This window comes from Ruminiclostridium cellobioparum subsp. termitidis CT1112 (assembly GCF_000350485.1).
GTDB classification, from domain to species: Bacteria; Bacillota; Clostridia; order Acetivibrionales; family DSM-1351; genus Ruminiclostridium; species Ruminiclostridium termitidis.
On sequence record NZ_AORV01000039.1, the window covers coordinates 69,119 to 81,472 of the forward strand.

General features: G+C 39.8%; 8 protein-coding genes and 1 rRNA gene. All 9 read right to left on the bottom strand.

Annotated elements, in window-relative coordinates; genetic code table 11:
• Window positions 1-236: 236 nt before the first annotated feature.
• Window positions 237-2,108 (bottom strand): substrate-binding domain-containing protein, encoded by a 1,872-nt coding sequence (locus CTER_RS14915; protein ID WP_004626610.1) that lies wholly within the window; start codon window positions 2,106-2,108, stop codon window positions 237-239.
• A gap of 1 nt (window position 2,109) precedes the next feature.
• Entirely contained in the window at window positions 2,110-3,312 is a 1,203-nt protein-coding gene (locus tag CTER_RS14920) for a response regulator transcription factor (protein ID WP_004626577.1), read from the bottom strand.
• Window positions 3,313-3,324: 12 nt separating this feature from the next.
• Window positions 3,325-5,097 (bottom strand): sensor histidine kinase, encoded by a 1,773-nt coding sequence (locus CTER_RS14925; RefSeq protein ID WP_004626691.1) that lies wholly within the window; start codon window positions 5,095-5,097, stop codon window positions 3,325-3,327.
• A gap of 64 nt (window positions 5,098-5,161) precedes the next feature.
• A complete protein-coding gene (locus CTER_RS14930) occupies window positions 5,162-6,889 on the bottom strand; it encodes a methyl-accepting chemotaxis protein (RefSeq protein WP_004626686.1) in 1,728 nt (575 codons plus the stop codon).
• Window positions 6,890-6,981: 92 nt separating this feature from the next.
• Window positions 6,982-8,004: a galactofuranose ABC transporter, permease protein YjfF gene (gene yjfF, locus CTER_RS14935; protein WP_004626683.1), complete on the bottom strand. Its 1,023-nt coding sequence runs from the start codon at window positions 8,002-8,004 to the stop codon at window positions 6,982-6,984.
• Window positions 7,988-9,034: an ABC transporter permease gene (locus CTER_RS14940; RefSeq protein ID WP_004626608.1), complete on the bottom strand. Its 1,047-nt coding sequence runs from the start codon at window positions 9,032-9,034 to the stop codon at window positions 7,988-7,990. Before CTER_RS14940 ends, yjfF begins: the two co-directional genes overlap by 17 nt.
• Before the next feature lie 2 nt (window positions 9,035-9,036).
• Window positions 9,037-10,551, bottom strand: coding sequence for a sugar ABC transporter ATP-binding protein (locus tag CTER_RS14945; protein ID WP_004626569.1), 1,515 nt, complete (start codon window positions 10,549-10,551; stop codon window positions 9,037-9,039).
• Between the two features lie 97 nt (window positions 10,552-10,648).
• Window positions 10,649-11,686, bottom strand: a complete 1,038-nt coding sequence (locus CTER_RS14950) for an ABC transporter substrate-binding protein (RefSeq protein WP_004626615.1) — start codon at window positions 11,684-11,686, stop codon at window positions 10,649-10,651.
• Window positions 11,687-11,976: 290 nt separating this feature from the next.
• Window positions 11,977-12,093: ribosomal RNA gene (gene rrf / locus CTER_RS14955) — 5S ribosomal RNA — on the bottom strand.
• Window positions 12,094-12,354 lie beyond the last annotated feature (261 nt).

Below are 12,354 nucleotides of genomic sequence, written 5' to 3' on the forward strand. Positions count from 1 at the left end.
TAATTAAAGGATTCCTGTTACAACCGAAATCCATTAATTAGTCAACATAATACGCAATCAATTCCGGACTCAAATAAAAAATTATAACTCAACTTTTTCATCGGTGTTGACACTAAAAGCTGAGTTATAAAAATAAGTTCAAAATAGATTTTACATGACCTGTCGGGAGATGTATTTATAATATTACGCAATTTTTTATACTATTTAGTTTTTATTTTTTAAAGCTTTTGTCCCAACTAATATTTTCTGTTGACTATTTCCTTTTTGGCTGATTCCTGCGGAAATACACCCTCACTAGTAATTATTTTTACAGGGAGTTCCTTACCGTTCATATAATCATTAACCGCCTTCATAAGCTGATTCCCCAGAAGAGGATTGCATTCAACGGTACAGTTCAGTTTACCTGCCATCATCAGCTGAAATGCCGACTTCACTCCGTCGATGGATACTATAACGATATCTTTGCCAGGCAGGAGTCCGTGTTTTTCTATTGCTTCTATGGCTCCAAAGGCCATATCGTCATTATGTGAATATACAACATCTATTTTTCTGCTCTCAGAGTTCAGAATATCGTTCATAACCTTCTTGCCTTCGACTTTTAAGAAGTCGGCTGATTCAGATCTGATGATGTTGAACTTTTTGTTTTTACCTATTACTTCGAGAAAACCTGAACCTCTTTCTATGGCAGGTGTGGAGCCCACAGTACCTGTCAGTTCTACGATATTCACATTGGAGCTGTCGCTGAACTTGCCTTCCAGCCATCTTGCAGCCCTTCTCCCCTCTTCAATAAAGTCGGAGCCGATAAATGTGGTCTCCAGGGAATCATCCTTTACCCTGAGACTTCTATCAGAGCAAATAACTGGTATACCTGCACTTTTCGCCTCTTTCAGGACCTCATCCCACCCTGTTTCAACAATTGGCGAAAAGGCAATGACATCAACCTTTTGCTTTATAAAGGAGCGTATGGCATCTATTTGCTTTTGCTGACTGCTTTCACATTCCACTGTTATAAGTTCTATACCCGATTCAGCTGCTGCAGTTTTGATGGATTGAGTATTGGCCGATCTCCACATGCTTTCATTCCCCACAATTGCATAGCCCAGTACAGGCGTTATGTTCCGTTCGTGCTCCTTTGAGGTTTTTTTATTTTCATTAAGAAATTGATCCGCATTATCTTTAGTAATAATGCTGCTTTTCAATATTATCTTCTTGGGAATTCCTTTTATCTGGTTTAATATATCAATGGCATAAATAATTGATTCCTTCCCTCCGGTAGGACACCTGAAGGTACTTTCCAGGATACCTTTCTTGACCAGGTCTATCCCTCCGTTTTCCCCTTCAAGGCCGTCAATACCCACATACTTTATTCCGTTTATACCGTTTGCAGTCATTGCCTTATAGGCTCCATATGCCATATGGTCGTTCTGGGCAAATATTACCGATACTCCTGACAGATTGTCCTTGAGCAGATTTACCTTATCCTCGGCAATGTCACTTTGCCAGTCGGCATATATTGACGCCGTCAGATCTATTTTTGAATTCTTGTCGATTATTTCACGAAAGCCCTCACTCCTGCCCAATACCGGAGGTGAACCGGACAGGCCCTGAATTTCAAGCACTTTTCCACCTTTGTTTTTCAACAGTTCAACCACATGCGCCCCGGCCTGCCTTCCAATCATATTATTATCGGGGCCGATATAAAGAGTATAGTCATACCCCTCGACGGCTCTGTCCAATACTATGACGGGAATATTCTGATATGCCTTTGCAACAACGGGGGTCAGTGCCTTGGAATCATTGGGTGAAATTATCAGCAGATCAATGCCCTCTGTGAGAAGTTCCTCAACATCCTTAACCTGTTTTGCATTGTTGCCCGCCGCATCTGTGAAAATGACCTTGAGGTTGTCATGCTTTTCGGCTTCCTCCTTGATCTCTTCAGTCATTTTTACACGCCAGGGTTCCACCAAATTCGCCTGGGACATTCCTATCAAGTATTTTATATCATCATTGCTCTCTTCTTTTTGCCCTCCGCAGCCCATAAATACAAATAAAGACAATACCACCAGCAATACAACCATGGCTAAGCCTTTTAAATGTGAACTCCTCACCCTATCTCCCCCCTTTTTTGTACTCTACGGGAGATACCCCCAATACCTTTTTAAATGCCGTACTGAAATAGTGCTGACTGTTGTAACCTACCCTTTCGGCTATTTCATATATTTTCATCGAAGGATCGGTCATTAATTGAATGGCCATTTTAACCCTGACCTGTGTAAGATAATCTATGAAGGAGGTGCCGGTTTCCTGTTTCAGCACCCTGCTCAAATAGGATGCGCTCACCTTTATATCCCTTGCTACATCCTCCAGTGACAGTTCCTCCTTGAAATAGTTGTTCTCTATGTATTGTTTGGCCTTTATAACCATGGGAGTATAGCTGGACTCCCTGCTCATTTCATCAATAAGAGCGTCATAAACCGCCGGTATTTCATCCGTCCCTTTTTCAATAACCTTCTGATAGACCCTGATGGATTTATCCAGGTACTTTTCCATACATGACTCAAACTTATCCTTCAGCTGAAACCAATCCGAAATGTTTGGAATTCCTGTTAATGCAACTATATTATCCTTATTGTCTCTAAAGACAATATTAGGCTGCAGGTTTTCCACAAGTTCCTCGATCACATTCTGAATTGCAAACATCAAAAGGTTGTTATCCCAATCGTCCATTTCAACCATACTGTTTTTTTCAACAGGCTTTACAAGGAGCATTCCGGTTTTATCTGCAAACTTCACCTTATAATAGTCCAGCTGTTCCCTTATTTCCGATGAAGAAAAATGATTTTCCAGCCATTCGTTCATAAATTTTTCTTTTAAAATTTTATAATTCTGAGATAGTTGATTCTGCGCCCATTTGTAGTATTTATTACGTTTTTTTATGCTGTTTATTTCATCAATTGCCTTTATTACCACATTGTACAGCTGTTCCCTGGATACGGGCTTCAGAACGTAATCAAATACTCCAAGCCTCAAAGCCTGCCGGGCATAAGAAAATTCATCATGTCCGGTGACCACGATCATAATACATTCGTCGTACTCCTGCTTGACTTTTTCAATCAGCTGCAAACCGTTAATAAAAGGCATACAGATATCCAGCAGGATGATGTCGGGATGCCTGCTCCGTACAATATCCAGTGCTATTTCCCCATCCTCCGCCTCCCCGATAATTTCCACACCGATTTCAGCCCAATTCAATGAATTTCTGAGACCCTTTCTGATTTTTGGTTCATCATCTGCGATTAGCAATTTCCACATAAATAAATGACCTCACTTCTCAATAATAGGATGAAAAACACGTACGGTAGTTCCCTCTCCGGCTTTGCTGGTAAATGAAAGACCATATTGATTTCCAAAGGACAGTCTTATTCTATTTTGAACATTAAAAGTACCGTATCCCGGATTTCTATTTCCCAGGTTATCCGAATTGAGCATAGCCTGTATTTCCTGGAGTCTTGCCTCGGACATGCCGGCTCCGTTGTCGGATATGCTCAAGCAAATACCTTTTTCGTGTTTTTCTACTGTTATGTAGATTTTCCCTGTACCTCTTTTCTCTTTTACTCCATGGTATATTGCATTTTCAACCAGGGGCTGGAGAATGAGTTTGATGACTTTGTACTCGAGAATGGACTCTTCAAAGCTGATTTCATAATCAAGCTTTTCTTCATAGCGGATTTTTTGTATAATTAGATAACTTTTTATATGCTCTAATTCTTCTTTGACAGATATCATTTCATTTCCCTTGTTTATACCTATCCTGAACAACTTCGTAAGAGCATCCACTACTTCGACAATGTCATCGGCTTTATGAACCTGCGCCATCCATTGAATGGTGTCCAGGGTGTTATAAAGAAAATGGGGTTTTATCTGGGCCTGCAGGGTCTTCAGCTCAGCCTCCCGCTTACTCTTCTGCTCCACATAAACCATTTCGATAAGATTTCTTATTTCATCTATCATCCTGTTGAAGCTGTCGCCAAGCTGTCCAATTTCATCACGCCCATTATAATTAAACCTTACATTCAGATCCCCTTCTTCAGCCTTTCTCATAAGCCTTCTAAGTTTCTTCAGCGGGTTTGCTATTGATTTTGTAAAAAACAAAGCGGCTATAAAAGCCAGGACCATTGTTACAATTCCTATGCCCACAATATAAAATCTAATATTGGTAACGACCTGCAAATTTTTACTTAATGAAAATACTCCCACCGTCTTAAAATTTGTATAGTCTGAATGCTTGTAAATTATTTTATATTTATTATTTTTAATATCCCGTGTGACATTGTTTGTATCGCTGTTGAGCCATTTGTTGTTCACGCGGTAAACAATCGGATTTACAGGTGCATATACCATATTTCCGTCGCCGTCCAGTATGTATAAAAAGCCGTCTTTTCCCAAAGTTACATCAGCAATTACATCTTTTATGGTTGCCAGTTTCAAGTCGATCAGTACCGTGCCCATGAAATTACCGGTAACGGAGTCTGTAAATGCTTTGGATACCGATAATACCGAATCTGAACTGTAATCCTTGTATGCCCTTATATTTCTGCCCAGAGGCTTGCTTATCAGATGAATTTTGGAAGGCTGGGCATACGCCAGCTTGAACCAGACATCCCTGGAAAAACTGTCTCTGGATATCTTACTCATTTCATTGCTTATATATGTATCATTGGAATTAACGATCATTATTCCGCCTATTTCAGTATGGGCTTCTGAAAAAGATCTTAAAATACGCTTGATCTCATATTCGGTCTCTGCTTTTTCTTTCTGGGTTTTGAATTCGTTTTTTAAGAATTTGTTTACCTGCGGATCCTGTGACAGATAATAAATAATGTTTTCAATATTTTTTAAATAGAATTCGACGTTATTATTAACCTGATCAATCATCTGAATAGTGTGGTTGTTGATTTCTGCAGACATGGTTTTGGAATAATAGTGGTTTCCCATAAGACTTATGGTAAATATGGGCAGCAGTATTAGCAACAGGAAGTATATCAGCAGTTTATAGCTGATGCTTTTTAATTTGAATATGTGTTTAAAATTTGACAAAAGCTCACCCTCTTAGTTATAATATTCGCTTTTATTCCAAATTTCGACATCAATTATTATACAACTAAACTATGTATATTGAAATACTTTCTTCCATTTCACCGGCCATATCGGACATTTGATGAGCAAGCGCCAGCACCTCTTCAAGATTGGCGGTCTGCTCTTCAACGGCAGCCAGTATGGATTCTCCCTCGGATTTATTGCTTACGGAGATGCTTCTGATTTCTTCAATACTCTTATGTACCTTTGTAACTATCTGGTTGACATTTGATATATCTTTTGAAATAACCCGTATCTCATTGTCAACATTTTGACTTGCTGTCCTTATATCTTCAAAATGCTCTTTTGTTTTTTCGGCTATAGTATTTCCTTCATTCATTTTTGAAACGCTGAGTTCCATATTCTTGTTCATATTATTGGTTTTTTCCTGTACAGATTTTATTATCCGGTCTATCTTGCCGGTGGCGAGCGAGGACTTTTCTGCAAGCTTTCTTATTTCAGCTGCCACGACCGCAAAGCCCTTACCCGAAACTCCGGCTCTTGCCGCCTCTATTGTGGCATTCAAGGCAAGCAGGTTTGTATTTGCCGTGATCTCTTCGATGGTTTCGATTATTGTGGTCATTTCACTTGTTTTTACTTTAAGATTTTTTGTATCTTCGCTGGTACTCAGTACTATATCTGAAATATCCCTGAGTTCATTGTTAAGATTGTCTATATATGTATTACCTGTTACGGCTTTTTGTACTGATTCCCTTGCCTTTTCCATAATTTTTTCAGAATTTGTATTTAGGGCATTAAAAGTATTGAATAATGTTTCTATATGAGGTGTTGTTTCCATTACCAATTGGTTTTGGCCGCTTATACCCTCACAGACACTTTGAGCAGCTGAGGCAATTTCCATATTTACCTTGCTGTTGGTGTCCGAACTCATTAAAAGGACCTCCGAAGCCTCTTTCGTACTCCTGCTCATTTTCCTCATATTCAGGATAGTCTGCTTAAGACCTTTTATCATCTCATTAAAAGATCCTGACATATCCTTGATCTCGTCCCTGGTATTTACCTCAAACTGATCGACAGATAAATTGCCCGATGTGATTTGTTTTAAAATCCTGTTCAGCCGGTTAATGGGATTTGATACCTTAATTGAAATAAGCAGTGAGCATGTGATTGAGATGATACATATGACAACTAATGCTGCTATATTGACAATAATAGCCCTTTCAAAGCTTTGTTCAATAACCAGCTTTGTTTTATTGCTTTCATTGAGTTCATTTTTGATAAAATCCTGAATATTTGTTTCAACAAGTACAGCTATTTCGGTTACATAGTCCAATGAAGCCTGTATTTCATCATATGATTTTTTCCCCTCTATCTGCCTGCCTATTTCATCCACCTTTTCTTTAAGGGAACTCATGGTCCTGGACACTGAATCCAGCTTTGACAGGCTGCTTTCCGACCTAACCGTCTTTTTGATAGTGTCTATTTTTTTATTGACATCATTTATTATATTATATTGATCTGCATTTTTAAAATCCTTTTGCCCGACACCGATACTCCTCATTTCGGAATCAATCTGTTCTTTAAGGCCGTCATTAATACTGTTTGCAATAGCTATATTGGATAGAATGGTATCATATTGTTTATTAAAACCGGAAAAATTAATAATTGTATACAAGTTTAAAATGCTCATAAGTACGATAATAGTTACACAGCAAGCGGTAAACTTCGTTCTGATGGTAACCCTATTGAATTTTTTTACCATATCGGCAACCTGTCTCTTTTCACTTTTCATAGCAATACCTCCCAGGTAAATTTCATTCCTGTGTTTTTTCTACATCAAAACCAGGTGGACGGACTCCACCTGGAATTTGTAAACTATTGCCTTTATGCCTTTACCTTCAGTTGTTTTGCCTTTTTACCGGTATTGAATTTTGCCTTCCTGCCGGTGTCTTTTCTTATAGTGAGCAATCGCTGTATCATAATGAACATACACAACAGAAGAGCAACTGCGATTCTTGTCCACCAGGAACTCAGCGTCCCCTGGAACATTATCAGCGTCTGTATGACACCCTGTATAAGGACACCGAACAGGGTTCCGAACACATAGCCCACACCTCCGGTAAGAGACGTCCCGCCTATGACAGCAGATGCTATTGCATCCATTTCCCCGCCCTGCTGGTGCAGCGTATAACCTGACAGCATGTAAAAACTGAATACTATACCCGCTATTGCATAGCATACCCCACTGTAGGTATATACCAGAACCTTTGTCCGGCCTACTGGAAGTCCCATCAATCTGGCTGATTGTTCATTTCCGCCAATGGCATAGACAGAACGTCCAAACCTGGTATAGTGTGCAATATATATAGTTATACTTATGACTATTAATGCAATAACAACACCAATGGATATAAATGATTTATCATATAAATAAATTCTGTAATTTGATATATCGGTATATAATTTATTTTTTATGTTGATTGTGTCGGTGCTGATTACTGCTGTCATACCCCTCGCAAAGAACAGTCCTGCCAGAGTTACTATAAAAGGCTGAATCTTGAAGAAGTGTATCAGACAGCCCTGGATCAGCCCAAAACCGGCTCCCATCAATATCATTAAAACCATTACCAGTACAGGGTTGAAACCTTTCAGCTCCAGCAGATAGGCCGACAGCATACAGGTCAGTGCAATAACCGAACCAACTGAGATATCTATTCCTCCTATGAGCAAAACCATTGTCATTCCAGATGCAGATATGATGAGAAAAGCATTGTCTATAAACAGGTTAAGGAATGTTTGAAGAGAAAAGAAGCCCGTATATAAAACCGACCCGATGGAAAACAGCACAAAAAATAAAAATATTGTTATGTATAGTGATAGAAATTTTGAATTAAACAGTTTTTTCATATTTTAACCTCCTATGGGTGCTCAACACTTTCAGGATCATCTTATGAGTACCCTCAGACTGGAACAGGCATATTATCACCACAACAACAGCTTTTACGACGGGCAGTACCTCCGGTGAAACACCCATTGCGTAAAGAGTGGTTGTCAGGCTTTGAATTATCAAGGCTCCGATAACACTGGCTGCAATTGAGAATTTACCTCCGCTCATAGGGTTCCCACCGATTGCAACCGCCAATATGGCGTCCATTTCAATCAGCAGCCCCGCATTATTACTGTCTGCAGCTTTTATCATGGAACTTATCATAAGCCCTGCTATACCTGCACAAAGGCCGCATATGGCATAGGTGGCAAAAACTATTCTCTGTGCCTTAAGTCCGGCAAATCTGCTTGCTTTGGAATTGACTCCCACCGATTCCACAAATAGTCCGAAGGCTGTTTTCTTTACAAACAAAACTATTGCTGTCAGCACAACTGCTACTATAAAAATGGAAAATGGTATCGGAAGATGGGGAAGGAAGCCTGCCAGGTATGAAAAAGGCTTGTACTGAGTGGTGGGTATCTGTCCGTTTGTAACAAGCTGTGCTATTCCCCTTCCCGCAACGTTCAGGATCAAAGTTGCAACAACTGCCTGCACTCCGATCCTGGATACCAGAAATCCATTCCAGCAGCCCAGCAATGCCGCCGCTGCCAGAGAGGCAATTATACAAAGAAAGAAAGGGGTGTTCGGAGCAATTCCCGAGCCCAGCAGTTGAACAGTTATTGCCCCCGAAATAGCTACTACCGAGCCTACTGAAATATCTATTCCCCCTGTGGCAATTACCAGGGTCATCCCGATTGTTATTATTATCAAAGAGGAAGAACGGTTTATGATATCAATGATTCTGCCATATAAATTGCCGTTTTTTAATTCAATAGTCAAGAACCCATCAATAAAAATAGAATCAAATATTAATACTGCCAACAGTGCAATAATGGGCCAAAACAAACGCTTTTTTGTCAAATTTTTAATTACTGTAACCAAGTTTTGCACAATTAATCCTCCCCTGCTATTGATTTCATTACATTTCTGTCAGTCAGCTCATCCTCACATATTTCTGCAACCTTGCGCCCATCACGTAAAATTGCCATACGGGAACAGCATCTGAGAGATTCATCCATTTCGGAGGATATAAATACCACAGACATACCTCTTTCCGCAAATTGTATTATCAGTTTCTGTATTTCGGTTTTTGTTCCCACGTCGATTCCCCTTGTGGGTTCGTCCAGGATCAGCAAATCCGGATTTGTTGCAAGCCATCTTGCTAAAATAACCTTCTGCTGGTTTCCTCCGCTCAAATTTTTAACAAGCTGTTCTTTTCCTGATGTCTTTATATTTAAAAGTTTTATGTATTCGTCGGCTATCCGCTCCTGTTCTTTTCTGGATATTGTTTTTCCAATCCCGTTTCTGGCTTGAAGGGCAAGAATTATATTCTCACGGACCGAAAGCTCGCCGATTATGCCCTCGGTCTTTCTATTCTCAGGGCATAATGCTATACCACGCTTGATTGCATCTATCGGTGAAGCAATATTGGCCCTTTCGTCATTAACTCTTATTTCACCGCTGTCAGCCTTATCTATTCCAAAAATTACTCTGGCCAGTTCACTTCTTCCGGATCCCAACAATCCGGCCAGCCCAAGTACTTCTCCTTTTCTTATTTCCAGATCAAATGGCTCTATTGTTCCTGTGTGTCCAACTCCGTTAAAACTCATAAAAGTATCGTTGGCATTAGTATTCTGCTCTTTATTGGCATCCTTTTTCAAATTTGAAAGAATGTCCAGATCCTTACCAATCATTTTAGCCACAAGTTGTATTTTAGGGAGAGACTCTGCCTCATATTCTCCCACCAGTTCACCGTTTCTCAAAACTGTTATCCTGTCTGAAACTTCATAAACCTGATCCAAAAAGTGTGTTACAAATATTATCCCCATTCCTTCCGATCTTAGCTTCTTCATAATAATGAAAAGCTTCTCAACCTCATTCTTGTCGAGACTTGACGTTGGTTCATCCAGAATCAAAACCCTGGCTTTATAGTCAATAGCCCTGGCTATTGCTACCATTTGTTGAATGGCAACCGAATAGTTCTCCAGCTTTTGTTTTACATCAATTTTCAAATCCAATTTTGCCAATGCCTGTTCAGCACTTCTATTAATTTCTTTCCAATTAATTTTTCCGTATCGAGTGGGCTCTCTTCCTATATAAAAGTTTTCAGCAACCGTGAGATTTGGACAGAGATTTACTTCCTGATAAACCGTGCTGATACCAAGCTCCTGTGCCTGCTGTGTTGATTTGGCCAGAATTTTTTCTCCGCTCAGGTATATTTCTCCCGAATCCAATTCCTCTACACCTGTCAATACTTTTATCAATGTTGACTTTCCTGCTCCGTTCTCCCCCATCAGGGCGTGAATCTCACCTGCTCTCAGTTTAAAATCAACACTCTTAAGAGCCTTTACTCCCGGGAAAGTCTTGCTTACACCATTCATTTTTAATACTGCTTCATTATTTGCCATTTAAGACTATCCCTCCATGACCTGATTTTTGATTAATTTTTCGGGGATACATGACTGTATCCCCGAAATAATTACTGAATTATGATTGTCCAATGAATTAATATACGCGGTTTGGCAACGCTTCCTGTGCCTTATCAGCAGGATATATTCCTTCCTGTGATTTAATCCATTTTTCAACTGTTCCGCCCTTGACCAATGTTTCAGCAGCGTCAAATACTTGTGGTCCCAGTAATGGATTGCATTCAACAGTAGCATTGTACTTTCCGTCAACCATAGCCTGGAATGCGTCTTTAATACCGTCAACACCAACTATCTTGATATCAACTCCGGGCTTCAGACCAGCTTCTTCGATAGCCTGGATGGCACCCATACCCATATCGTCGTTGTGTGCATATACACCCTGAATATTCTTTCCGTCTGACTTGAGGAAGGATTCCATTACTTCCTTACCCTTTGCACGGGCAAAATCGCCGGATTGAGTTTTGATGATCTTTAAGTCTGGATGGTTCTTAAGTTCTTCAGCAAAACCTTTCTGACGGTCTGTAGCAGCTGAAGCTCCAACTGAACCCTGTAATTCTACGATATTACCTTTTTCACCCATAGCCTTGGCCAATTCAATACAAGCGTTCTTACCTTCTTCAATAAAGTCTGAACCAATAAATGTGGAGTACAGGGAAGGATCGCAATCAACACCACGGTCTACCAATATAACAGGGATCTTTGCATCCTGTGCTTCTTTGAAAACTGTATCCCATCCTGATGAAACAGCCGGAGCCACAACGATTGCATCTACTTTTTGCTGTATGAATGATCTGATGGCCTTGATCTGATTTTCCTGCTTTTGCTGAGCATCAGAGAATTTCAAGTCGTATCCGCGCTTTGCCGCTTCGTCTTTAATTGACTGAGTCTCTGCTGTTCTCCAGGCACTTTCAGCACCAACCTGTGCAAATCCGATTACCAGCTTCTTGGCAGCTTCAGTTGATGGCGCTGCCGCCTCACTTGCCTGAGCTGTTTCAGATGGCTTTGCGGATTGGGTACTTTCTACCTTTGAGCTTGATCCTCCGCAGGCAGCTAATGAAAATACCATTGTTATGGCTGCAATAGAAGAAATTGCTCTTGCTAATAATTTGTTCATGACTTTCCTCCTTAATTTGTGTTGGTATGTAACTTACACGTAAATTATAAGAAAAATCAAATAAGCAGTATTTAGAAAAATCGGCTTTTTTTTATACTATTACATACAAATTTATCAGACAAATTATTAAATAAATAAACTTTCCTTATACTAAAAGATACTAAAAAATCCTAAGAATCTTAAATTTTTAAGTTTCTCAGGATTTTTGGGAGATTATTTCGTATAAACTTTTAAACTTTCCTTACATGCAAAGAAAGCCTTGAGGATGATACCTCAAGACTTTCATATAAATCTGGCAGAGACTTACTTTCCCGGGCCGTTGCCAGCCAAGTATTATCAGCACTGAGATGCTTAACTGCCGTGTTCGGTATGGGAACGGGTGTATCCATCTCGTCATTTCCACCAGAAAATTAAAATCGTGATAAACTTCGTATTACTACGTCAGTCTTCGTGTCCTCCGGTACTCACCTATCACATAGGCTCTGTTCCTCGGCACTCGTCTTCCTTGTACTACTCGTTTCTGACGATTTTTTTAACATATTAATTTTTAAACTCCTCTTGGGAGCTAAATAATGTATCGAAGTAACGAGGCTTTGCCTCGATGAAATGCCACTAGTGTAACTAAATTTTTCTACAATCGAAAAATTTAGTTTGGAATCTAGCCATTA

What these genes read in the sequence shown, in the direction of transcription:
- CTER_RS14920 (WP_004626577.1), bottom strand. Translation starts at nt 3,312, where the DNA reads ATGTGGAAATTGCTAATCGCAGATGATGAACCAAAAATCAGAAAGGGT.
- CTER_RS14930 (WP_004626686.1), bottom strand. Translation starts at nt 6,889, where the DNA reads ATGAAAAGTGAAAAGAGACAGGTTGCCGATATGGTAAAAAAATTCAAT.
- yjfF (WP_004626683.1), bottom strand. Translation starts at nt 8,004, where the DNA reads ATGAAAAAACTGTTTAATTCAAAATTTCTATCACTATACATAACAATA.
- CTER_RS14945 (WP_004626569.1), bottom strand. Translation starts at nt 10,551, where the DNA reads ATGGCAAATAATGAAGCAGTATTAAAAATGAATGGTGTAAGCAAGACT.
- CTER_RS14950 (WP_004626615.1), bottom strand. Translation starts at nt 11,686, where the DNA reads ATGAACAAATTATTAGCAAGAGCAATTTCTTCTATTGCAGCCATAACA.